Raw genomic sequence first — 26,050 nt, forward strand, 5'->3', positions numbered from 1 at the left:
CTACCCTACCCCTTTATATTTTATTGGATAAGCGACATATGACTAAATCTTTGATGACACTGTCTAATCGTGCTACGTTGCATACAGCGAAGATCTCTGCGCTGTCATTTGCAATGTTGCTTATGCAATCAAATACTGCCTCTGCTGCAACTGATTCATTGGTACAACTGATCAATAATACTGCTCAGGCCAGCTATAACGTTGACAGTGATACCAGTACGACTATCAGTACTGACTCAAACCAAGTACAAGTAAAAGCCTCTGCCTTACCTGAGTATGGTATCAGTTTGACTCAGCATGCTTTACGCACAGTCATGCCTAATACACAGGTAAATTGGGTCAACGTGCTGAGTAACACCAGCTATAGTGATCAGACTGTTGAATTGACACTTGCTATATCGCCAACTGTCTCTAATTTAAAGGTCTATCAAGATCTTAATAATAACGGAGAAGTCGATTCAGAAGATCGACAAATCATGCTCGATAACCTTAGCGCTCAGATCAAACTTGGTCAGAGTGAGAGTATTCAGCTTATCGTACAGGCTCTATCAGATGCCAATGGTGAAGATGGCGATACTGCCGACGTGAAGATTGGCGCTATCATATTAGAAGACCCATCAATAGCAGCTGTTGAAGCAATTGACAGACTGGTTATTGTTGAACCTAAAATCAACTTTACTACCCCTCAATTTGACGGTACTAAAACCACCTCGCAAATCGGGGACAACGTTTATATTGATGCCAGTTACGCGCAGTGTAACGTGCAATCTGATAAACCTGATCAAGTATGGATTACTGTTAAGTCGCCAATGACTGGTGATACTTACTCTTTCAAAGGAATCGAGACTGGCAACAATACAGGTAAGTATCACTTATCTGCACCAACACAGAATAATGCCAATGCTATTGACGATAAACTGATTCAGACATTGGTCGACGATACGTTGACTGCTGAGTTAACAGCTTGTATCGATCCTTCTGTTGGCACAGGTGCTGATCAGCTACCAAGTAATAGTGATTTTACTGTACGTATCGATGATCTGAGCTCTCAAGTAAACATCATCGATAATAATGCAAGCCTAGTCGTCACTAAAGAAAGCGATGTCAAAACTGCAGAGCTTGGTGATTATGTCAGCTATACCATTGATATTACCAATAACGGCAAATCGACTGCTTACGATGTACAACTAAAAGACGCTTTACCACGTGGTTTTGACTACGTTGAGAACAGTGTACGTGTTAGTCCAACGACTGATATTGATATCAATCAAGCACAGACTACCGAGTTTAAAGCTGATGGTAAATATCAGGTATTGAACTTAGGAAACATGGCAGTTGGCGAAAGTAAAAAAGTTACTTATCGTGTGCTCATCGGTGCGTCATCACTAGGCGGCGATGGTATCAACCGCGCCACCGCAGTTGCTAGAAATGACCAAGGTCAAAGCGTCGGCTCAAGAGAAGCTCAGTGGAAAATTGATGTAGAACGTGGCGTGATGAATACCGATGGTATTATCGTCGGTAAGGTCTATCACGATATCAACCGCGATGGTATTCAGCAAAAAGAAGACGGCGAGCTTGGTGTCGCTGGTGTACGTATCTATATGGAGAACGGCAACTTCATCGTGACTGATCCTGAAGGTAAATATAACTTCTATGGTATCAGTGCCAAAACACACGTACTAAAAGTCGATCGTACTACTATCCCTAGAGAGACTGAACTGGTTACCCAAAGCAATCGCAATGCTGGTGATGCCGGTAGTCGTTTTGTTGATTTGAAATACGGCGAATTACATCGTGCGGATTTTGCAATCGTTGGTGGCATGGCAGATAGCACTGAGCGCTTAAACGCTGAGCTAATTGCTCGTAGCAAATTAGTAGAAGCTAAAAATGACACGTTAGAGCAAGCGGTAAAAACCGAGCTGACTTTAGATCCTGATTATGATACCGATACTACCGATAATGTAGATGCTAGTGGTTGTAACATCAATGGTGACTTAGACCTTGGTAATAACTGTGATTCGGCTATCGTTAATGACATGGTCAATCCAGTAGATAGCCGTGTTGATATGACAGTGATCACTGTTGCTCCGCCAGTAGAAAAAGAGCTCGAAGAATACTTAAAAGAAGTGGCAAGTAACGATGTTGCCTTCATCAACCTAAACGAAGGTCAGCAGCTTAGCACTTATAAACAAATGGTACAGGTTCAGGCACCGCTTGGGTCTGTGTTCACACTATATGCCAACGGCAAAGCTGTATCAGAACAAAAAATAGGTAAAACTGCTGAGCAAGAAAAACAGAATGTAACGGCTTTCGATTACTATGCTGTTGATTTACAGCGCGGCAAGAACACCTTACGTGGTGTTGCGACTGATATAAATGGTCAGCTCATCTCTGAGCAGACGATTAAGGTATTAACTCCTGACAGCCTACAAGCTATCGACTACCGTACTCAAGCACAGTTAGTACCAGCTGATGGTATTAGTGAATACCAAGTCGTCATCAGCCTAAAAGATCGCGATAATCGTCCTTATATTGGTACTACTTCTCTTACGCTTGATACTAATATCGGTCGTATCAATTTGGAAGACAGCAGCAAAGATCAAGCTGGCACCCAAGTGACTGTATCAGGTGGTGAGCTACTCATACCAGTCATCGCGTCAAGCGTACCAGGTAAGGGCGAGCTCGTCATTGACACTGGTAGCAGCAAACAAATCATTCCGTTACAGTTTACAGCTCAACTACGTCCACTACTCGCTGTTGGTATTGTAGAAGGTGCTATTTCACTAAAAGACTTTGATGGTAGCAGCATTACCGATGCCCAAGGTGCGTTTGAGCAAGAGCTAAATGACTTTGCTGGTAATGATGATTACACAGCTTCTGGTCGTGCCGCGATGTTCCTAAAAGGAAAAGTACGTGGCGACTATCTGCTAACGCTTGCATATGATAGTGATAAAAAAGGCGAGCGTTTGTTCCGTGATATCGATCCGGGCGAATACTATCCTGTCTATGGCGACTCATCAGCTAAAGGCTTCGATGCGCAGTCTACTAGCAAGCTTTACGTGCGCCTTGATAAAGGTCGTTCGTTCGCTATGTATGGTGATTTGAAAACTCAGATTGATGATGACGAAGGTATCAAGCTTGGTCAATATAACCGTACATTAACTGGCCTAAAGGCTCAATTTGAAGATAGCAATACTCGCGTTACTGCCTTTTTAGCAGAGACCAGTACTAGCCAACGTGTAAATGAGACTCGCGGTTTGGGCATTTCAGGCCCATATCCATTGGCTGAGAACTTCGATGCGGTATTAGAAAACTCTGAAACAGTTGAAGTTATTACTCGTGACGCCAACAACCCTGGGCTTATTATCAATCGTGAGACGCTTACTCGCTTTGCTGATTATGAGATCGACCCAATCAGCCGTAGCTTATTCTTGACGGCACCGATTGCTAGTCAAGATATCGAGGGCAATCCTATCTATATCCGTGTCACTGTAGAAGTTGATGAGGGTGGTGAAGATTATTTGGTTGGTGGTATTGCCGCGAAACAGCAACTGACGGATAAGGTCGCCATCGGTGGTAGCTATGTAAATAGCGATGACCCACTGAACAAAGAAGAGTTGGCTAGTGTTAATAGTGTTGTTAAATTCAATGATAAGCTAAAGCTGGTCGCAGAATATGCGATGAACAAAGCTGAAAACCCAAATTTTCAGTCAAGTAATCAAATCAACGCGACAGAATTGACTGATAGTGATGTTGAAGGTAACGCACTACGTATTGAACTTGATTTTGATAATAAGAAAAACACGCTTGCCAAAGCTTATTATAATGATGCTGATGAAGGTTTTGTCACTGGTGCATCACCGCTTACTGCTGGACGTACTGAATCTGGTATAGAGGTTACTCATACTTTAAATGATAAGAAAACTGCTCTTAAGTTAGAAGGCATACGTACAGAAGAGCATACTACTGACGCTAGCCGCGAAGGCGTGCAAGCAAGCGTTGAGCATCGTTTAAGTGAAAACATCGTTGGTGAAATTGGGGTTCGTTATTACAAACAAGACGCGACTGCTGCCTCACGTAATACTCAAGCCGCGACAGACGTTGTAGATATTACAGACGACACTTTGTTTAATGATGACATCATCAATCAGTCAGCGTTAAGCAGTGTTAGTAGTGCTGAAGAAGATATTGAAGGTACGACTGTTCGTGCTCGTATTACCTCTCGTCTACCTAAGTTGAATGATAGCTTGGTATTTGCGGAGTATGAGCAAGATATCGAAAATAGCTCACGTAATGCAACTTCTATCGGTGGTGAGACACCGCTCGGAAATCTAGGTCGACTATACGCACGTCATGATTTGATCAACAGCCTATCTGGTACTTATGGTCTTGATGATACAGATGAGCGTCAACGTACCACTGTTGGTTTTGACGCGACTTACATGAAAGATGGTAAGGTTTATAGTGAATACCGTATGCGCGATGCCATTAGTGCACGTGAGGCAGAAGCAGCCATCGGTCTAAAAAACAAGTGGTATGTTCAAGAAGGTTTAACTTTAAACACTTTATTTGAGCGTGTTGAATCTCTGGAAGGTGAAGAAAGTAACACTGCAACAGCGGCAGGTATCGGTGTTGAATATCTTGCCAAAGAGAATTATAAAGCATCAGGACGTTTTGAAAAACGTTGGGGCGAAACAAGTGATACGCTACTTGGTAGTGCTGGTATCGCCTATCGCTATACTGATGAGGTTACCTTCTTAGCCAAAGACATCTATTCACGCACTGACTATAGTGATGGCGATCGCACTATCAATCGTTTTCAGCTAGGTGCTGCGTATCGTGACTACGATAGCAATCAGTTAGATATGCTTGCAAAATTCGAATATCGTTTGGATGATAATAATACTGGCGATGACGCTTATCAAAAAGACACCATGGTTTGGTCATGGAATGGTAATTACCATCCTACTCGTCCGTTGACGTTGTCTGGACGTTATGCTGGTAAGTATACAGAATACGAGGCAGATAGCTTCACCAGCGATAACACGGCTCATGCTGTTTATGGCCGCGGTCTTTATGATATCAGTGAGCGCTGGGATATTGGATTACAAGCAGGTACTTACTGGAATGATCAAGCAAATGATTTGGCTTATATGCTTGGTGCAGAAGTGGGTTATAGCCCAATGACCAACCTTTGGTTATCACTTGGTTATAACTTCATGGGCTTTGAAGATGAAGATATTGCTTATGACGACAGTACTCAGCAAGGTGCTTACTTTAGATTGCGCTTCAAGTTCGATGAAGACTTATTCAAACGTGAAGACCCACGTAAGAACCAACGTCTGAGCAGCAATTCTGCATTTTAATTGTTCGATACTAATGATACTGTCGTAAGTACAACCCTATGACAGTATCATGATTGTCTTATGGCAAATTATTTTGTCATTCGATAAACAATTAAGTCAGCCCTAGTAATGGTAAATAATACCAACGTTTATTACCTTAACATAAGGTTTACACCATGTTTGATTCAGCCATCAATGCAGCACCTTTCAAGCGCTCAGTATGCGTTACACTATCAGCTTTATTTTCGTTAACCTTTATGCAGCCAGCTTTGGCTGAGAGTGAGACTGTCCAAGTGGCTAATTCAACTAGCATGGGTGAATATTGCCGCGATGATAGTCAGACTCAAGCACGTTCTTATAGATATCAAAGCGAACAACAGCGCCTGTTAAATTGTATGGTCACGCAATTAAAACCCTATCAACAAAAAGACAAGACAGCAGCTCAACAGTATTTCGCTTATAAAGCGCAAGCGTGGTTGAACTATGCTATTCATCAAGACAGTATGAATAGCCGCTCATCCGCAGGTCAAGTTGCGTTAGAAATGGCAGAGCCTATATTGCAAGCGCTGGATAATGATACGGTACAAGACTTGGGCTTGCATCAAGATATTCCGTCTAACTCTGCCTTGATGCGTCCTGATCTATGGGCAATGTTAAGCGCGCTTAAAGACGGTGATGGCATAGCGTCAGCACCACGTGAGATGGCATTTAGTGAAGTGGCTTTGATTTGGGCAGCAACCAACCAATGCGCACGAGGCTGGCGCGAATCTGGTATACATTTTCGCATGGCCGATCGTTGGCTTGAACAAGCCCGCGAAGCTTACGTCAATGCCAATGACTCACAGACCAATGTAGCGCTAGAGAAGTCAATAGTCAGTTATCATAAGCAGTACTCGCCTTTAGATGCGAGCGATGATACTTGCCGTGGACAAGATTTAACATCTAACCGTTAGAATAATCGCTGTTTTATTAAAAATATGACTTTCTATAACTTTCAATCCTATACTAAAAACCAAACATAAAAAAGCCGACATATTTGTCGGCTTTTTCGCGTTTAACTCAAGTTCAATTAGCGGTTTTTACGTGGCAACTTTTCTGGTAGGTAACAACGTAAATAAGCAATAAATGCTGTATTTGCTTCTTGGATATACTCTTCAGTAATACTCTGATGACGGCGATAAGACAACGTAAAGATAGCATTTACGATGCTATAAGCAATCAACAAGGTATCTTGGATATCGTGGAAGTTTGGCATCTCATAACGCTCTGACAAACGCTTATAGACCAGATCAACGATTTGATGATCCATATCTTCACCAAAGCTGTCACCTTCAAAATCAGGTGTATTGGTGTCATAGATAAGCTTGGCTTTTGTCTCATCGTTATGGAATATCGTAATACAATGGTCGATAAGCGCCGTTAAATACCCCTGCCATCTATCATAGTTACCAATATCGACCGTCTCTACCATCTCTAATATTTCAATCGCATTTAAAAAACGCAATGCTAAAAATATTGCTTCAATATTGGGGAAAAAATGGTAAGCAGACGCTCTTGGTATGCCCGCTTCTTCACACACGGCCGCTAACGTAATATCGTTAATAGCATGTGTTTCGCTCAACTTTTTGGCACCAGCCAATAGTTTTTGACGACGTGCACGGCCTTGCTGGCTAGTAAACTTAAACTTATTAGGAACAAGCTTTTTTGCCAATTCCGAATCTACCAACACATCTTCAATCTTTTCGTCTTTATTATCACTCATTGTGAATCTCTTAATGTTGCGCCCTATTTTATAAATATAATCTTCATTGAATAGTATTTATCCTCAAATAAAGGATGGTTGACTGTTGGCTAAAATATAAAGCCTGTATGGTCACTACTATACTCAATGCAGAGGCATCATAAACGCTTGCACATTATCAAGCAAGGGACATGAATAGGTTAAAAAATAATACTACGATCAGCAATTTAATAGAGCTAACCGTCTAATTTTATAAAGTTAATCATTGAGTTTTATTTTCGCCCTTATAATACCATGATCAGTGACTCTATCGGCATAGTCCCACTTCAAATGATCATTAAAATAATCGACTCGTTCGACATAACCAAGCGAAAACTTACTATCAGGCAAGAACTCTTCTGAGACAAATAACTGGTCGATAACTTCTGGCATGCCTTGATATATATGGGTATAGGCAACATCTTTCATCCAGCCATATCGTGCTTGGATACGAGCAGCATCAAAAAGTGCGACATCACGCATACTTTTATCGTAATTAACTTCCCCAGTTTCTGTCATCAACTGAGTAGTCACGCTACCTGTGACATCATTCATATCGCCCAATAGAATCAATGGTTCACGGGTATGTTGCAATCGCTCTATAATAGACATACGGATAGAGGCCGCTTCTGCTGCGCGCATACATAAACTACGAAGCTTGGCGCGAACTCGAATATTTGGATCGTCCATGTCTTCTAATAGGTCACCATTTTCGTCACGTAAGAAAAAAGCACGTTTGCTTTTTAGATGCGCTGTAATAATAGTAATGGGCTGCCCGTAGGCGTCAACACGTAACACTAATGGAGGACGGTTAAAGCGTTGATAAGGACCGATATCAGGTACATCAATAATGGCTTTTGGTGCTATATTTTCTAGCAAACTGGTTTCTAACTGTTTAAATCGGCTGATAATACCGACAGCAGGTGTATTCTGTGCACCCATGCCTTTGGTATATATACTGGCGCTATCGTTACTTGCAAGTGGAATGACCGCATGCTCGGGCTTGAAACCTAGTGAAACAGCTAACGCTTCTAATGCATTACTATCCCAAACCTCTTGTACTGCGATAATGTCAGCATGCGCTTTAGCCAATAAATCTGTAAGACCTCGCAGCTTATGTTCATAGGCTTTATCGTTATAAGCTGGTGCATTTTCATAATAAGTTCGATTAGGGTTCGCAAAGTTCAGCAGGTTGGCCGTTGCGATATAAAACTGTTTATTGCCTTCAGTGTTATTACTCATATATTCCCCATCGCTCTCATTATTATAGTACATAATATTCACGTACGTGTATACGCTGCAAATTTTATGCCTAAAAAAACTTCCAAAGCTAAACCTTGGAAGTTTTAAAATAGCATAAATGTTGATAAGTAGATTTATTAATAGAACTGGACATACAATTAGTCTATTTTAGGTAATGATATAGCAATCCCTGATACTAGTTAATTACTAAATGCATTGATTGCCAAAATTTTGACTAACCGCTCTATTAGTTGCCTAAATTCTCTTATGATACGCGGTTCCATGCATCACGTGATGCTCGACGCGCTTCGTTCCATTCCATGCGAGACTCACCTTTTACTTCGTGCCATGAGCGTTCTAAATCTGCTTCATGATCTTCAAAACGAGCATCTACTGGATAACGAGCACGGTTCGCATAACCAACTGCATATGCTGGATGCAAATCACGGTCGAAATCGTATTCTTCTCTATGGTAGTCCGCATTTGCATACTCTGCACGCCAGTACGCTTCTTCATGAGTTGGATCAATAGCTTCTGCTGCTGCATGACCTGCGCCGCCACCAACGATAGCACCAATAGCACCACCAATTAGCGTACCTAATGGACCTGCCATTGTGCCGATAGCTGCACCTGCTGCTGCACCGCCTACACCGCCGATACCTGTACCTACTGGATGTGAACCTGGCTCACCGGTAATGATGTCTGCGTTTAAATCTTCTTTTGTCTCTTTTGACATATGTTTTACTTCACTGCGATCGATAGCGTCATGGTTACTCATAATATTGTCCTTAAATTATTTATTATTTATTGAATTATTTATTTGCTAATTATTAGCGATCTTACTAAATCCAACTGAAGTATAGAAATTTATAGGTAAGGACAGATAGGCCGATTTTGTAAACTGTGTCCGTATTGCGATTATCTTGCGTTACAGCCTGTATCTTTATCACATTTGTGTACGGCAGCCTCATACTTTGAGTAATTATAAATGTACGATCACAATAAATTTACTAATTAAATCAATCTTATAACGGCATTAGAGACCTTTTGATAGCCTGTTGCCATTTAGCAAGATGTCGCTCACGAGTATCAGCCGACATACTTGGTTTAAACACGCGATCTACTTGCCATGAGGCCTTCATGGTCGATTCGTCATACAGCCCAGTCTTTAAACCTGCGAGGAGTGCTGCGCCCTTTGCCGTAATCTCTGTATCTCTAGGACGTAATACTGGAACACCTAGCAAATCTGCTTGGAACTGCATGAGTAAATCATTATTTGCAGCGCCGCCATCTACCCTCAGCTCAGTCAAAGGATGAGGGCTGTCCTTTTGCATAGCGATAAGCACATCATAGGTTTGATAGGCAACGGCCTCCAATGCAGCGCGAGCAATATGTGCCTTAGTAGTACCGCGGCTCATACCAGTAATGCTAGCACTAATATCCGAACGCCAGTAAGGCGCCCCCAATCCAGTAAATGCCGGCAATAGAACGACATCTTCGCTACTGTCCACTTGACGGGCTAAGTCTTCGACATCACTACTTTGCTGAATCATACCCAAATTATCACGCAGCCATTGAACAATAGCCCCCGCCATAAAAACACTGCCCTCTAGAGCGTAAGTGACTTCCTTTTTGGGTGGTTGTAGCATGCGTTTGCCTGACTGTACGATTTGGTCAAATGACAAATTGTCTGGACGAATTGGTGACGTTTTACGTTGCCATGCGATGGTGGTTAGCAGCTTATGCTCACTCAGTTTTGGCTGTTGGCCAATATTCATTAGCATAAAGCAACCTGTGCCATAAGTGTTTTTGGCCATGCCTGCATCAAGGCAACCTTGCCCAAAGAGCGCTGCTTGCTGATCACCCAATACTGCTTGAATAGGTATTTGCTTTGCAAACAGACCTTTTTTGGTTTTGCCAAAATCACCGTCGGACGATAGTACTTTAGGCAATATATTCATAGGTATGGCAAATCGGTCACAAAGTATCTCTGACCATGCCAGCTTATGGATATCGAATAACAATGTACGAGAAGCATTCGTCACATCGATGACATGCTCCCCGCCTGTGAGCTTATAAATCAGCCAACTATCAATCGTGCCGACCGCTATCTCACCTCTGCTGGCTCGTACACTTAGCTTCGGATTGTTTTCAAGCAACCAAGCAATCTTACTGGCACTAAAATATGGGTCTAAACGCAGGCCTGTAATACGCTGAACTTCATGTGCCATGTTGACGCTATCAACACCCGGATGCACAGGGTCATTCATACTATTGCTAGCGCTTTCAGCAGCAAGCGTCTTACAGTAATTTGCGGTACGCCTGTCTTGCCAAATGATGGCAGGAGCCAGTGGCTTACCAGTTTGCTTATCCCACATCACAATAGACTCGCGCTGATTGGTAATCGCGATACTGGTAACGTCAGTGGCAAGCAACCCTGCCCGATTAATAACATCGTGTGCACAGCTAATCTGAGTTTGCCAAATCTGCTGTGCATCTTGTTCAACGAATCCAGCTCTGGGTGTTTGCAGCGTCGTTGGCTGTTGTACCATTTTGATAGGACGCGCATGATCATCGTACAATATCGCTCGACTCGATGTGGTCCCTTGATCCAACGCTAAAATATACCCTGCCATGACACACCCTCTGCTAATGTTATTTATTCTATTAGATAGCCATTTAGTGACTATTCATTGACTGCTATTTATCGACTAATGCTTATTGAGCATTTTTTATTTATTAATTACTACCTAAATGTTTTCATAATAAGATTAAAAACAAAACCTACTTAAAAATAAATTGCGCGAATTTAAAACGTCTTGTTGGCTATGTTGTTACTTATAAACAGATATTTAAAAATCAAATCAAACCTCTATCATACCGCTACTGGTCGCACAATAGAAAATGGCATAATACTGAGCATTGACCCGTCACCATTGTGGCTCTACAGTGTACCTCTTATGACGAATGACCGCTTGCTAGCGCTTTTAATATAGACATATTTTTATATTAGAATATGAATGATTTATTTGAGCATCATTTTTTCGCTAGCTGGCAAATAGTCTATAATAGTTCAGCAACTTTATATCCTGAGCAATGAAATCTACCGGTGCTGTTCCTTATTTTATAATACCTTACATTCTAATTAATGGCTTATGTGACTTATGAAATTCATTTTATCAGCGCTACCGACTGCTATGATGACAGTTGCAGTCATGAGCGTGCCTGTCATGACTTACGCAAGCACTGACGCTGACAGTATAGAAGTGTCAGATGATGTTACACCAGTGGCTGTGACACAAATCATAGATGTTGATAGTCCAACTGATAATGATAAACCAGCTGTAGCGCCTTTTCATACAGTACCAAACCCTCAAGACGCTGAGTCGCAGGCACTGTCTACGCTTGTTGACCCTATTACACATAAAGCAGTCGATAACAGCTACGCACTAGACGTCTCAAGCTTTTTGAGCTTAGAGCAAGCGCAGCAGCTTCTGGTACAAGTATCACCTAAAATTGCTGCCAATCAAGCAGCGATTGCTGCTAGCGAATACCAAACTGACGCGCTCAGAACTATCGACAATCCACTCGTATTTGCTCGAGTATCTGCCAGTGCCTATCACTTAGACGAGGATATAGATTTATCCTCTCTCAGAAGCGGTATCGTCAACGAAGTAAACAATGGCGTAGATAACATAGTCCCTCCGATAGCAGACCTACCAGACTTTGGTGAGCTGGTCGGTGAGCGTATACCCGACTCCTATAACCTCAAGCGCTCAGGCTCTACATCGGGTGCAGGTCTTGGAGTCGTTTGGCCTATTTATACTGCTGGACGTACAGACGCATTGACTGGCGCCTCGGATGCACGTACACAAGAAGCGATGGCTGATAGCGTGCTGGATAAAAATGAGCTTTATAATACGTTAATTGAGCGTTATTTTAAGGCACAGTTAGCGATTATCGCCGCTTACTTACGAGAAGACGCTTACGATACATTGCAGCAGACCGACCATATGGCCGAGCGTCTGTTTGAAGAAGGTTTTATCTCACGTGTCGATAGACTAGAAGCACAGTCTGCGCTTGCGGATGCCAAAAGTGAATCCGTCAATGCCAATAATGACGCGCGCCTAGCTATGATTGCGCTACAGCGTCTACTACGTACCGACTATCGCATCAAGCCAACCACACCGTTGTTTGTCTCTAGTCGCCCTCTACCAGATGTGAGCTACTTTCAGGACTTGGCACTAAACAACCATCCTGGACTGCAAAAAGTTGCAGCCAAGCGGGCACAGGCTCAGCAGTTACATGCGCTATCAGATACGGGCTACAAGCCTACGGTATTGCTATACGGTTATGGTCAGGTGGAGAAAGATCCAAGCTGGGTCGCTGGTATATCTGCCAGTTGGAAGCTATGGGGCGGACTCGATAAAGCCGCATCATTAGCATCCAGTAGTGCCAAAATACGTCAGGCCGATCTCTCTGAGATTGAAGTTAGTGACAATTTATTGCTATTGGTAGAAAAAAACTGGCACGATGTCAATAATGCTCAATCACGCTATCAGGCACTGCAAAGTAATGTTGATTTGGCAGCAGAAGTATTGCGATTACGACGCTTAGGATTACAAGAAGGTGTAAATACCACCGTTGATGTAGTGCAAGCACAGACGCAATCGCTGAAGGCACGTACTGAGCAAGCACAAGCTGCTAATGACTATGTACAATCATTGGCTGCCCTTATGCAAAGCTGTGGTACGCCACTTGCTTTTAATGCTTATCTCAATGCCGCTGACATTCAATTACCTACTTTATATACTGAGCAATAATGTGATGTGAGAAACCATAAGTCGTGCTGATAAACGCTTTGTATTACCATGAAGTCGACATCAAAAATACTATTACCAACCCTATTACGAACAGCTGCTTTTATGAAAAAACTGACCTCTAAATCGATAAAAAACTGGCTACAGACGTTACTAGAAACGTGGCGTATTGCCAACAACTCTAATGTTTGGGCGCATTGCGCAAGTGTAGGTTTCTTTGGATTCTTATCAATTTTTCCAGTGATGGCTGTATTCGTCCTGCTTTATGGTCTCGCGTTTTCTCCTGCCGAAATGCAAGAGCAAATCTCGCTTTTGAGTCAATTTATACCTGATACAGTATATGAAGTGCTCAACTCCCGTCTGAGCGAGTTGGTTTCTACAACTACGTCTGCTCTGACTTTCAGCCTGCTTATATCGTCCTTGCTCGCACTTTATGCGGGTTCTAAAGGTATTAAGTCTTTAATTATTCTTATTAATCTTGCGTTTCATATCACTCAAGAGCGTAGTTTTGTACAAAGCACGATCCGCGCAGTTGGTTTGACCTTTGCAGCAGTAGTCGTATTGATTATCGCAGTCTCCTCTATCGCGATTATTCCCTTGGGAGCTGCCTACTTCCCTTTCCCTCAGATAGCAAAGACGATTGCGCTTTGGAGCAGGTGGCCCATATTGACAGGTATCATATTCTTAAGCTTTTTGGGTCTTTATCGTCTAGCCCCAAATCGTGATGCCGTCGCCCTCAAAAAACTAATGCCGGGCGCTGCGCTAGCAACGGTTTTATGGATTATATTGTCCATCTTGTTTTCAATTTATGTGCAAAATTTTAATAACTATAGTGCTGAGTTTGGCGCGCTTTCAGCTGCTGTGGTCATTATGCTATGGCTCTATTATTCAGCATTTATCGTCGCTCTTGGTGCTATTTTTAATTCTGAAACTATAGACAACGCCAAACCTTATGCGTTTCGAGTGTACTAGTAATAAACCCTTTATTTTCAACTTTGTTGCTTTAGGAATCTCATTGTCATGACAGAATTACCACGCGAATCAGACGACTCAAATAAATCAGCTGATGCAACCGAGTCAGTGACCTCTCAAGACACACAAAATTCAGTCGATCCTGTAGAAGACGTGTCTGATATTGAACCAGAGCAACCGACACCTGCTTATAATCGTGACGCCTCTAAAACTGACAAATCTGCGCGTATAAAAAAAGCATTACTTGCACTATTCATACTGATTGTTCTGGGTACGATTGCGTATGGCCTATACAAAAGTAATGCGCATAGCGAGCCAGAAGTTATTACGCTGCAAGGGCAAATGCAGATGCAGCAAACGTCTATCGCTGCAAAAGTACCAGGGCGTATTGCCCAGATTATGGTAACAGAGGGCGATACGGTAACAGCAGGTCAGCAACTGGTTGAGATGGATTCGCCTGAGATTAATGCCAAGATTAATCAAGCACGTGCTGGTAAGCAAATCGCGCAAAGCCAATTAGACAAAGCAGAAAATGGGGCGCGCCCGCAAGAAATCGCCCAAGCAAAAGCTGCTTGGCAAGCCAATAAAGCCGCGTCTGACTTGGCAGAAAATACCTATCAGCGTGTCAATCGCCTTTACGAAGAAGGTTTGATGGCGCGACAAAAGCGCGATGAGGCGTATGCTCAATATCTTGCTACTCAAGACCAAACCGAAGCAGCCCGCTTGCAGTATGATCTGGCGTTAGAAGGCGCACGTACTGAAGATAAGTCAGCGGCCACTGCACAAGTCGCACAGGTCGATGCAAAGCTCGATGAAGCGCTAGTAGCAAAAGAGGAAGCGAACCTAAGAAGTCCTATCGCTGGTATCGTTGATAATGTCATTGTGAGTGCTGGAGAAGTCATCGGGCAAGGGGTTCCGCTCCTGACGTTGGTGGATACCAAAGACCAATGGGTAGTACTTAACGTCACTGAGTCTTATTTAAATCAATTTGCTATTGGTCAGACATTTACGGGTACTATCCCAGCGCTGTCATCAACGGATAAACCTTATACGAAACAGTTTACCGTCTATGCGACATCGACCTTATCAGACTTTGCCACTTGGCGTCCGACCAATAATGATGATGGTTTTGATGTGCGTACTTTTGAAGTGAAAGCACGACCATCTAAGCCCGATGCCCGTATCCGCTCAGGTATGAGTGTGGTCGTACGTATCAATCCTACTCCTGTCAATCAGAACCAAGAGTAAGCCATGCACTTGACTAAGTTAAGTGAGGCTTTTTTACGCAGTGCAGCCTACGAGCGCCGTTTTTTGGCAAAAAATCATTGGGACTTTAGCATGGTGGTATGGATACCACTGGCAACAGTGCTGCTAATATGGTGGATATTTTCACAGACTCAAATTACCGATTTGCCTATCGGAGTCATCGATCAAGACAATAGCGATGTTGCCAATACTGCTGTCCGTTACTTAGAGGCCAGTCCTACTTTGACGGTCAGACAGCTGTATTACTCCCAAGCGGATGCAGAGGCTGCCATTTTACAGCGTGACATTTACGCTGTCGTCATTATCCCAGAGGACTTTTCTCGTAATATATTATCAAGCCAGCCTGCTCCATTGATTCTACAAGTCAATGCACAATACGGTACGCACTCTGGTATTATTCAGGCAGGTGTCCAAGCAGTCGCTAGTACATTATCCGCAGGTGTAGAGATTAAGCGATTGGTTAAACAAGGCGTAGCACCATCACAAGCGATGACGGCTTACGCGCCTATCAGTGTGCAGCGTATTAGCTTATTCAATGCTGCAACCAATTATCAGCAGTTTTTGGCATCGACTGTCATACCTGCCTTATTGCATATATTGGCAATGGTCATTGGCGCAACTACGATAGGCCGCGAGTTACGTGATAAGAATATCGGTCGCTGGTACCGTTTTATTGATATAGGAAAGCCTAATTTAACCTTATCTAAACCTTCAAAAACGACATCTTCGCTATCAACCAAACAAGATAGCAGCAATAACAAAACATCATCGAATGCAAAAATGCCCAATTCGGTCAGCCTATCAGTATTGGTCTTTGGCTTATTAGGTAAATACTTTTGGCCAATACTGGCTTATAGCTTGTGGTCAGTGTTGATATTGTGGCTGGCAACGGCCAATCAGAATATCAACATCATGTCTCTCATGGCAGTCTATGCTGGGTTTCTGTGCCTAATGATATTGTCGTTTTGGTTAGGTGCTATTTTTACTTTGAATTCTTTTTCATTACGTATGGGTCTATCGACTACTGGATTTATTTCAGCGCCTTCTTATGCCTTTGCCGGTGTTACTTTTCCATATATTGCGATTAGTGATAGCGCACAATATTGGTCAAATGCCCTGCCGCTAACGCATTATCTCAAACTCCATATTGCACAGTTACAAATGCAAGCACCGATCGCCATCTCTCTACCCATCGTCTATGGCCTCACGCTTGCTGCCATACTAGCGCTAGTACTTGCAGCACTATTAACCAAACGCGCATTGGCGCATCCTGAACGTTGGGGAGCACGCTAATGTCTGCACAATCAAATCATACATACTCAAAAGCTAATTTAACCGACACTCCTGCTTCGCAAAGTTTTTGGACCAGCTTTATTCAAACTTTCAAAGACGTCTTTAGTGATAAAGGCGTACTTTTGATGTTGATTATTGCCCCTATTATTTATGGGTTTTTCTATCCTTGGCCTTACTCGTCTGAGGTGGTCAATCATGTGCCAGTAGGTATCATTGATCATGACAACAGCAACTTATCGCGTACTCTCGTACGCTATGCGAGTGCTAGTCCATATCTAAATACTGAACGATTTATCAATGAGCAGGCTGCCAAAGAAGCCATATGGTCAGATCAAATTGCAGGCTATATGGTGATTCCAACTGGTCTTGAAGAACAAGTTCAGTCCGGAGAGCAAGCGCACGTCAGCGTACTGGGTAACGGCGGTTATTTTATTTTAAATAAAAACGTCCAATTGGGTTTCTCTCAAGCAGTAGGTACAGTATCGGCTGGTATCAAGGTAAAGAAAAGTATTGCGAAAGGCGCTTATGCATCTACCGCAGCACAGAACACGCAAGCTGTACCGCTACGGATTATGCCACTGTATAACCAAACCGAAGGCTATGGTGCTTATGTCGTACCTGCTGTCTCTGTTATTATCTTACAGCAGACACTTTTAATGGCGACTGCGATGCTGATTGGCACATGGTATGAGCAGCGCCGTCACAGTACGAGTGTACGTGGCTGGCTAGGACGTATTGGAGCGCTAAGCTCACTTAGCTTTATCGTTGGCTGCTTTTATTATGGGTGGGCGTTTGAGCTACATCATTATCCACGTGGACAAAATATGCTTGGTACGCTGCTGTTTTTGGCACTATTTTGTCCGACAGTCGCAACGCTCGGCTGCGTACTCGGATTATGGTTCCGGCAACGTGAGCGCAGTATGCAGATCTTAATTTTTATCTCCTTACCGATATTCTTCTTGAGCGGCTACCCTTGGCCAGCAGACCAATTGCCTCAAGTATTACAAGTAATACGTTGGCTAGTACCGACTACGCCTGCAATTAACACCTCTGTGCAGCTTAACCAAATGGGTGCCAGTGTCTCTCAAGTCGCTATAGGATTTTATGCGTTGGCTGGCTTGTGGTTGCTCTATTTTGTTTTATTGCTATTTTTACGCAAGCGTATTCCACAGCGAAAATCCTACTTATAAACCCTCAAATTAATTAAATCTATGAGCATAAAAAAAGCGCTTACTAATAATAGTAGGCGCTTTTTTATTTATACGATATAAGTAGACAATGGTTTAAAACACTCGGTTCAAACCATTCAATGCTGCCACACGATATGCTTCTGCCATCGTTGGATAGTTGAAAGTCGTATTTACAAAGTACTCAAGTGTATTGTTGCTCTTACACTTCATCACTGCTTGACCAATATGAATAATTTCTGAAGCGTGGTTACCATAGCAATGGATGCCTAGAATTTCTAACGTATCACGATGGAACAATATCTTTAATACGCCCGAACGTTCACCAATGATTTGGGCACGTGCCAGATGTTTAAAGAACGCCTGACCCACTTCATACGGAACTTTTTCATCCGTGAGCTCTTGCTCTGTCTTACCGATACAAGAGATTTCAGGAATCGTATAGATACCAGTCGGTACACTAGATACTGGCTCGGCATCACTATCACCAACCATAAATGCAGCGGCACAGCGACCTTGGTCATAGGCAGCAGAGGCTAGTGATGGCCAACCGATTACGTCACCCGCCGCATAGATATTGTCGACGTCCGTACAGTAAGTATCATCTACTTTTAACTGACCACGGCCATTTGCTTTTAGCCCAATGGCTTCTAAGTTCAAGCCTTCGGTGTTACCTGAGCGACCATTTGACCAAAGAATGGCATCAGATTTGATGCGCTTGCCGCTCTTTAAGTGTAAGACCACATAATCATCATGAGTTTCTAGATGATCAATCTCTTCATTACTACGGATAAGCACACCGAACTGTCTAAAGTCATGCGCGATGGCATCACTGATTTCGCTGTCTAAGTAGTTGAGCAACTGATCTTGGTTATTGATCAAATCAACTTTGTAGCCAAGACCGGTAAAGATAGACGCGTACTCACAGCCAATCACCCCTGCACCATAAATGATGATTTTTTTGACCACATAATCCATTTGCAAGATTTTGTCAGAGTCAAAAACGCGTGGATGGTTAAAGTCTAAAATCTCAGGACGGTAAGGACGACTACCGACAGTGATGATGGCTTTATTAAAAGTGATGGTTTCATAAACATTTTCATCGACTTCAATACGTAGCGTATGGGCGTCAATGAAACTTGCCCAACCTTGGATGACTTCAATACGGTTGCGCTCATAAAAACGTGTATGGGTACTGACTTGACGACGAATAACTTGACGCGCCTTAGCCAATACTTCATTTAGCGGTACCTGCTTATATTCCATCGCCTTGGTAAACATTGGATCGCGGCGGAAGTTAATCAAGTTAAATACAGATTGGCGCAATGCTTTACTTGGAATCGTACCAACGTGAGTAGAGTTACCCCCTACTTGATCACGCGGATCGACGACGACAACTCTTTTACCAGATTTAGTCAGCTTCATGGCAGCGGCTTCACCAGCAGGTCCCGCCCCCAAAACAACGGCATCGTACTCATACTCATGATCGTCACTTTTTAGACGACGAGAGTCTTTGGTAAAACCAGATTTAATATCGATTCGTGTGTCATCGAGCGGATTCACTAAGTCAGGATGATGCATAACATCATCAGTCACTTGCTCATGAGTCTGCTCTATCTTTTCTTTTTTGTTCTTACCTTCGGTATGTTCAGGGCTTGGCACGTGTCCGCTAGATTTATTTGATACTTCGGTATGAATATCTTTACCAGTATCGTTGGTCTCGTCGCTTGCACTTTTACTTACCATGATGTCCTCTTTATATTTATTTATCGAGTAAATGTTTGAGATATAAATGAATCAATATGTAGCTGAGTTAGTATCATGTAGATAAATGAATACCGCCCTACTAAGGCATGCCCACCATACGTTGTGACAATATGTTTTGCAATGTCCAATGACCAGTAGCGCTCTGTTGCCCTTCATCAATCTGCGGGCGGGCACTAATGATGTACTCTGTACCAAGGGCTGGTTTGAAATCGTCGATCCAGTCATAAGGAATCTGGAATACGCTACCGTCTTTAGACTTAGCAAGTAGGCATTGCATTGGCAATTCTGAAGCACAAGCAACACGGTTTGGCATGACGGTCAGTGTCTGTGCTTCTCCCAATACGATACTTGGAATATAGCGCGGCTCAGGTACTGGATCCTTTGCAAATGGTGATGTTTGACAAGCACTCAGTAAAGTCGCTGCACTGATTAAACCTGCCAGCAACAACGATGGCTTTATAGATTGAAAGGCTGAAATCATAATATTCTCTATATGATAATTATCTAGGATGAAATGATGTATGTTTATTAGTGTTTTATACGCACTTATTAAAGCTGCCTGAACACTTATTGATACTGATTGAACAGAGACTGTTTAAGCTGACATTCATTATCCAATACGGCGTTTGAGACCTGTCATCTGCAAAATACGCGTGGCAATCTCTTCAACAGACATCTCCGATACATCTAAGCTTGGGATACCGTGCGTGATATAGATACCCTGAATCGCGCGCTGCTCTTGCTGACATTGCTGATAGCTTGAGTAACGACTGCCTGCACGGCGCTCTTGACGGATTTTTACTAAGCGATCAGTATCAATAAGCAAACCAAACAGCTTATCTTTATGCTCACGTAATGCTTTCGGCAACTGATTGTCGTACAAATCATCTTCGGTCAAAGGATAGTTAGCCGCTCGAATACCGAATTGTAATGCTAAGTATAGAGAAGTCGGCGTCTTACCTGAGCGCGACACACCCACCAGAATAATATCGGCTGCATTATAGTGACGAGTACGCGCGCCATCGTCATTGTCTAAGGCAAAATGCACTGCATCGATACGCTCTTTATAGGTCTCAGAATCGACATCATCATGTGCATGCCCTGAATGACCATCTGGCTCCACACCAGTCTCTTCTGCAACACGACCAATCAGACCTTCATACATATCCAAGTTACAGCTGTGTGCTGAGTTGATCTTTTCACGAATCTCAGGATTAACGATCGTATCGAAAACCAATGGCAACGATCCATCGCGCTGATACGCCATATTGATTTGTTCAACCGCATCTTCCGCACGCTCTAAGCTATCGACGTATGGCAATACTCTTGTTTCAAAAGGAACCGAGGCAAACTGACTCAAAATAGCGCGTCCAAGTGTCTCAGCCGTAATTGCTGTGCCATCTGAGATAAAAAACGCCGTTCTAATGGCTTGTGAGCTGTCCAAATTTAGCGCATGGCGATTTTGGATAGTGGACTTAACTTGTTCAGATGGATTGCTTGAGTACATATCGTTGACACCTCGGTTGAAAACTCAATAGTGACCTTCATTTAGTTTTTGGTATAGATTTTAGTAATAATTCAGACTTGGTAGACGTTTAGCAGTTATTGACTATTAATAGCGTGAATTTTACTCGGCTTTTTATAGTTACCTTTATAACTCGTATAACTAGGCTTTATAACTGCCTTCTTAAAACGAGCATTTTTCAGCACCTATACCGCACATTTATCATGCAGTGTGCATCAACTATCTATGCGCTACATTATACGCATATTAGCCTCTTAATAGAAATCAATGTTACAGGCGTACACTTAGCACCAACATTGTCTTTCAACTTGTCGTCATAGTTAATTCACTTCTCATTAAGGCGTTTTTTATGCTTCTTCTATTATGCTTTTTTTATATAGATACATAAGATTGAAACATAAATTATGGAAATACTCTAAATGTGGCTTATTTGAATACGTTTATTTTATGCAGTAATTGGCTTTTATAAGCGCATAACATCGTCACTAACAATGATATTTTTCATCCTAGTAAATACGAAACTTGATTAGACTGGCCCTAATTTATGTAGCAAACCCCACAATTTGTATATTTTTAACAAGTTTTTTGGTGAAAACCCTCGAAATTGTCCTAATATGGCGGTATAATTCACCGTTATAATCTTTACTAAATAACCTTATTTTCTGGAGTTATCATGGCAGCGCAATCTACAGCACTTGTAATCAATCTTGATCAGCTAGGAAAAGACGACATCGAAATGGTTGGTGGTAAGAACGCTTCGCTTGGCGAAATGATCAGCCATCTTTCTGATTTAGGCGTTAGTGTTCCAGGCGGCTTTGCCACCACTTCAAATGCATTCAACCGCTTTTTGACTGAAACAGGCTTGCTTGACAAAATCAACAGCGAGCTAAAAACACTAGATGTAAATGATGTTAATAAGCTTGCGGCTACTGGTAAAAAGATTCGTACTTGGATTATTGAACAAGAACTGCCAAAAGATCTTGAGCAAGAAGTACGTCAATCATTTGAAACCATGAGTGGCGGCGAAGACATCGCTGTTGCTGTACGTTCTTCTGCCACTGCTGAAGATTTGCCAGATGCGTCATTTGCCGGTCAACAAGAAACTTTCTTGAACATTCGCGGTATTGATAACGTCCTAATTGCTATTAAAGAAGTATTTGCCTCTCTATATAACGACCGTGCAATCTCTTACCGTGTACACAAAGGTTTTGAGCACGAGGGTGTTGCACTATCTGCTGCTGTACAGCGTATGGTACGTTCAGAGACTGGTGCTGCTGGTGTTATGTTCACGCTAGATACCGAAAGTGGCTTTGATCAAGTGGTATTCATCACCTCAAGCTATGGCCTAGGTGAAATGGTTGTACAGGGTGCGGTTAACCCAGATGAGTTCTATATCTCTAAGAAATTGCTAGCCAATGGCAAACCGTCAGTTATCCGTCGTAACCTAGGTAGCAAGCATAAGAAAATGGTTTATGGTGATGAAGGCAGCACAGCTAAATCAGTTAAAACCGTTGATGTTGAAAAACAAGATCGTATGCAGTTCTCTTTATCTACTGAAGAGCTAACCTCACTTGCCAAGCAAGCGGTAACGATCGAACAGCATTATGGCCAAGCGATGGATATCGAGTGGGCAAAAGACGGCGATACTAACGAAATCTTTATCGTTCAAGCACGTCCTGAGACTGTTAAGAGCCGTCAAGACAGCAACGTAATGGAACGTTATGTCATCGACACGACTGGCGCAAAAGTATTGTGTGAAGGTCGTTCAATCGGTCAACGTATCGGTTCAGGTAAAGTGCGTATCGTTAGCAACCTAAACGAGATGGACAAAGTAGAAGAAGGCGACGTACTCGTATCAGACATGACTGATCCGGATTGGGAACCAGTTATGAAGCGCGCTTCTGCTATCATCACCAACCGTGGTGGTCGTACCTGTCACGCTGCTATTATCGCGCGTGAGCTAGGTGTGCCAGCTATCGTTGGTTGTGGCAACGCAACTGAGCTATTGGTTGATGGTCAAGACGTAACTGCTTCTTGTGCTGAAGGCGACACTGGTTTCATTTATGAAAGCCAAATCGACTTTGAAGTACAGACTAACTCTGTTGAATCTATGCCAGAGCTAGCATTTAAAGTCATGATGAACGTTGGTAACCCAGATCGCGCATTCTCATTTACCCAAATGCCAAACGAAGGTATTGGTCTTGCACGTCTAGAGTTCATCATTAACCGTATGATTGGTGTGCATCCAAAAGCCTTGCTAAACATGAACAGCTTGCCACGTGAAATTGCGCAAGCAATCCAAGAGCGTATCGCAGGCTATGCATCACCTGTTGACTTCTATGTTGATAAATTGGTTGAAGGTATCTCAACGCTAGCTGTTGCCTTCATGGATCAGCCAGTGATCGTTCGTATGTCAGATTTCAAATCAAACGAATACGCTAACCTGCTTGGTGGTAAGTTATACGAACCATCAGAAGAGAACCCAATGCTTGGTTTCCGCGGTGCTAGCCGTTATGTGTCTGATAACTTCCGTGACTGTTTTGAGCTTGAGTGTAAAGCACTAAAACGTGTACGTGATGACATGGGCTTGACCAACGTTGAGATCATGATTCCATTCGTACGTACTGTTGGCGAAGCCAAAGAAGTCATCGAATTACTTGAGAAAAATGGTCTAAAACGTGGCGAAAATGGTCTACGCGTCATCATGATGTGTGAGCTACCAACCAACGCCCTATTAGCAGAAGAGTTCCTAGAGCATTTCGATGGTTTCTCAATCGGTTCTAACGATTTGACTCAGTTAACACTTGGTCTTGACCGTGACTCAGGTATCGTCTCACATCTATTTGATGAGCGTGATCCTGCTGTTAAGAAACTATTGTCTATGGCTATCGAAGCTTGCCGCAAAGCTGGTAAGTATGTCGGCATCTGTGGTCAAGGTCCATCAGACCATCCAGATCTAGCGTTCTGGTTGATGGAGCAAGGTATTAGCTCAGTGTCATTGAACCCAGACTCAGTACTAGATACTTGGTTCTTCTTAGCTGGTGAAGAAGCGAAGTAAACCGCTGCGTTTAATTACGGCGGTCATTCACACAGTCATTAAAGATACCACTATTAGGGTCTATTTGATTTTTTCAAATAGACCCTAATATAATGTCCTAAGACATGACTAACTATGCAGGCAATTATGCAGATTTTCCTTGCTCGAAATAACGTACAAGCTGGCCCATATCAGTTGGAGCAGCTGAATATCATGCTGGCATCTGGTGAAGTATTGCTTGATGATCTGATGTGGCATGAAGGCTTAGCCCAGTGGCAGCGCGTAGGTGATCTTACCAATAACCAAACGGTTTATCGCCCGACCAGTGCTAACACGCCTGAAGTAAACGACTCTATCATCAATAACGTGACCGTCTTCCCTGAAGATACCAATAAAGCGAAAGATGATAAGTCAGTATCGTTAGATAGACTATATGGCAAACCTGAACGTCCTAAAAACGTAAAAGCCGACATGACAACCAATCGTCATCAAACGCCGCACAACAATGTCTCATTAAACAAGTCTACTCTCAAAAAGGCTGTTGCAGACAACGATAAAGTCGTCGGCAACGTGGTACTTGCACCAATCATGTCACGCATTTTGGCGACTGCATTGAATGGCCTACTTTATGTATTGGCCATACTGCCGCTAGTAATGGCATTGACTAAGATGGATGTGGACTATACCAAGTTCCAAAACATTCAAGATATGGACGCCGCCTATCAATATTCAATGACGCTAATGGAAAGTCTTCCTAGTAGCACATTGATGATGTCACAGGTGATGGTCTTTGGGCTATTTGCCTTGCAATTGGTATTTATTACCATGCGCGGTCAATCACTAGGCAAGCTAATCACTGGTATTCGTGTCGTGGATCAAACCACGCATCGCCTACCTTCGTTCATTAAGCTTATTGGTACACGTACGTTATTGTTATTTATTATCTATAACTTACTGTTTTCGTTTACCAGCTTTTTAGGCTTTGTGATTATTGCTATCCATTATTACATGGCATCTAAAAGCCCTGAAAACATTGGTTGGCATGACAAACTTGCCAAAACCTTAGTGGTAAAAGCAGACAGTAGCCAATTGGTAAAAAAGTCAAAATCTGAATAACAGTATTTTGATTTGGCTATTGGGTTTATAGCTCGTTATACTTAAAAAAGCTGCGTACTATCGCGGCTTTTTTATTTAGCAAAGCTTATTTAGCCTCTTTTTATATTTTATTGGCAGTAGCTTGGTGATTAACCTTTGTGTTAGTTGCCGAGTACTGTTATAATACGGCGCTTTATAAACTAAGCTTATTCTTGATTGTTTTTTATAAAATATGACTAGAATTGGGCTTACCTTATAAATCTCCTTGCTATTAACATAGGGTTAATAGCTACTAATCCGTAAGGAGTCATAATGCGACATTACGAACTGGTGTTACTTGTACACCCAGACCAAAGCGACCAAGTGGTCGGCATGGTTGAGCGCTACATCAAGTTAGTTCAAGACAACAACGGTGTTATCCATCGTCTAGAAGATTGGGGCCGTCGTCAACTGGCTTATCCAATCAACAAGATTCACAAAGCTCATTACGTTCTTTTCAACATTGAAACTGACGGTGAAACTTTAGCTGAACTTGAAGAATTATTCCGTTATAACGACGCGATCATTCGTAGTCTAGTTATGCGCCGTGACGAAGCTGTCACTGAAGAGTCGCAGTTAGCCAAGAATGCCGATGAAAAACGCGCACGCAAAGCAACTACTCGTCGTCCAGACAATCGTGAAAACGATAATGACGACAACGACAACAGTGAAGACTAATTAA

At 42.6% G+C, this 26,050-nt stretch carries 17 protein-coding genes; 10 read left to right on the forward strand and 7 right to left on the reverse strand.

The window, feature by feature from the left end:
* Nucleotides 1-38 precede the first annotated feature (38 nt).
* Entirely contained in the window at nucleotides 39-5,366 is a 5,328-nt protein-coding gene (locus ACQKC9_RS04385) for a hypothetical protein (protein WP_427620642.1), read from the forward strand.
* Between the two features lie 155 nt (nucleotides 5,367-5,521).
* Nucleotides 5,522-6,298 carry a hypothetical protein gene (locus ACQKC9_RS04390; RefSeq protein ID WP_427620643.1) on the forward strand — a complete coding sequence of 259 codons (777 nt, stop codon included), beginning with the start codon at nucleotides 5,522-5,524 and terminating at the stop codon, nucleotides 6,296-6,298.
* Nucleotides 6,299-6,414: 116 nt separating this feature from the next.
* Here the strand turns inward: ACQKC9_RS04390 and ACQKC9_RS04395 are convergent, their stop codons facing one another.
* The 4 genes from ACQKC9_RS04395 to glpK form a co-directional block, all read right to left on the reverse strand.
* The gene (locus tag ACQKC9_RS04395) at nucleotides 6,415-7,107 is read right to left on the reverse strand and encodes a TetR/AcrR family transcriptional regulator (protein WP_101205430.1); all 693 of its coding nucleotides are present in this window, start codon (nucleotides 7,105-7,107) and stop codon (nucleotides 6,415-6,417) included.
* A 237-nt stretch (nucleotides 7,108-7,344) separates the two neighbouring features.
* On the reverse strand, nucleotides 7,345-8,367 hold the full coding sequence (locus ACQKC9_RS04400; RefSeq protein WP_397476971.1) for an endonuclease/exonuclease/phosphatase family protein: 1,023 nt from the start codon (nucleotides 8,365-8,367) through the stop codon (nucleotides 7,345-7,347).
* Between the two features lie 265 nt (nucleotides 8,368-8,632).
* Entirely contained in the window at nucleotides 8,633-9,145 is a 513-nt protein-coding gene (locus ACQKC9_RS04405; protein ID WP_427620644.1) for a hypothetical protein, read from the reverse strand.
* Between the two features lie 247 nt (nucleotides 9,146-9,392).
* The gene (gene glpK / locus ACQKC9_RS04410) at nucleotides 9,393-11,003 is read right to left on the reverse strand and encodes a glycerol kinase GlpK (RefSeq protein ID WP_427620645.1); all 1,611 of its coding nucleotides are present in this window, start codon (nucleotides 11,001-11,003) and stop codon (nucleotides 9,393-9,395) included.
* Nucleotides 11,004-11,531: 528 nt separating this feature from the next.
* On the opposite strand from glpK, the gene ACQKC9_RS04415 reads away from it, so the two are divergent.
* From ACQKC9_RS04415 to ACQKC9_RS04435, 5 genes are all read left to right on the forward strand, one after another.
* Nucleotides 11,532-13,190, forward strand: a complete 1,659-nt coding sequence (locus ACQKC9_RS04415; RefSeq protein WP_427620646.1) for a TolC family protein — start codon at nucleotides 11,532-11,534, stop codon at nucleotides 13,188-13,190.
* A gap of 102 nt (nucleotides 13,191-13,292) precedes the next feature.
* Nucleotides 13,293-14,159, forward strand: a complete 867-nt coding sequence (locus ACQKC9_RS04420; RefSeq protein ID WP_114700932.1) for a YihY/virulence factor BrkB family protein — start codon at nucleotides 13,293-13,295, stop codon at nucleotides 14,157-14,159.
* Nucleotides 14,160-14,207: 48 nt separating this feature from the next.
* Nucleotides 14,208-15,407 (forward strand): HlyD family secretion protein, encoded by a 1,200-nt coding sequence (locus ACQKC9_RS04425; protein ID WP_427620647.1) that lies wholly within the window; start codon nucleotides 14,208-14,210, stop codon nucleotides 15,405-15,407.
* A 3-nt stretch (nucleotides 15,408-15,410) separates the two neighbouring features.
* Nucleotides 15,411-16,718 (forward strand): ABC transporter permease, encoded by a 1,308-nt coding sequence (locus tag ACQKC9_RS04430; RefSeq protein WP_427620648.1) that lies wholly within the window; start codon nucleotides 15,411-15,413, stop codon nucleotides 16,716-16,718.
* Nucleotides 16,718-17,908 carry an ABC transporter permease gene (locus ACQKC9_RS04435; RefSeq protein WP_427620649.1) on the forward strand — a complete coding sequence of 397 codons (1,191 nt, stop codon included), beginning with the start codon at nucleotides 16,718-16,720 and terminating at the stop codon, nucleotides 17,906-17,908. Before ACQKC9_RS04430 ends, ACQKC9_RS04435 begins: the two co-directional genes overlap by 1 nt.
* Before the next feature lie 93 nt (nucleotides 17,909-18,001).
* Here the strand turns inward: ACQKC9_RS04435 and sthA are convergent, their stop codons facing one another.
* From sthA to ppsR, 3 genes are all read right to left on the reverse strand, one after another.
* Nucleotides 18,002-19,651: a Si-specific NAD(P)(+) transhydrogenase gene (gene sthA / locus ACQKC9_RS04440; RefSeq protein WP_057759390.1), complete on the reverse strand. Its 1,650-nt coding sequence runs from the start codon at nucleotides 19,649-19,651 to the stop codon at nucleotides 18,002-18,004.
* 100 nt (nucleotides 19,652-19,751) lie between these two features.
* Nucleotides 19,752-20,153, reverse strand: a complete 402-nt coding sequence (locus ACQKC9_RS04445; protein WP_427620650.1) for a DUF4377 domain-containing protein — start codon at nucleotides 20,151-20,153, stop codon at nucleotides 19,752-19,754.
* 129 nt (nucleotides 20,154-20,282) lie between these two features.
* On the reverse strand, nucleotides 20,283-21,179 hold the full coding sequence (gene ppsR, locus ACQKC9_RS04450) for a posphoenolpyruvate synthetase regulatory kinase/phosphorylase PpsR (protein WP_101205440.1): 897 nt from the start codon (nucleotides 21,177-21,179) through the stop codon (nucleotides 20,283-20,285).
* A gap of 691 nt (nucleotides 21,180-21,870) precedes the next feature.
* On the opposite strand from ppsR, the gene ppsA reads away from it, so the two are divergent.
* The 3 genes from ppsA (at nucleotide 21,871) to rpsF (ending at nucleotide 26,046) form a co-directional block, all read left to right on the forward strand.
* On the forward strand, nucleotides 21,871-24,255 hold the full coding sequence (ppsA, locus tag ACQKC9_RS04455) for a phosphoenolpyruvate synthase (RefSeq protein ID WP_191115062.1): 2,385 nt from the start codon (nucleotides 21,871-21,873) through the stop codon (nucleotides 24,253-24,255).
* Between the two features lie 114 nt (nucleotides 24,256-24,369).
* Nucleotides 24,370-25,350, forward strand: a complete 981-nt coding sequence (locus ACQKC9_RS04460) for an RDD family protein (RefSeq protein WP_427620651.1) — start codon at nucleotides 24,370-24,372, stop codon at nucleotides 25,348-25,350.
* A 291-nt stretch (nucleotides 25,351-25,641) separates the two neighbouring features.
* Nucleotides 25,642-26,046: a 30S ribosomal protein S6 gene (gene rpsF, locus ACQKC9_RS04465; RefSeq protein WP_101205443.1), complete on the forward strand. Its 405-nt coding sequence runs from the start codon at nucleotides 25,642-25,644 to the stop codon at nucleotides 26,044-26,046.
* Nucleotides 26,047-26,050: the final 4 nt, after the last annotated feature.

The organism is Psychrobacter sp. NPDC078409, assembly GCF_050268505.1.
Taxonomy (GTDB): Bacteria; Pseudomonadota; Gammaproteobacteria; order Pseudomonadales; family Moraxellaceae; genus Psychrobacter.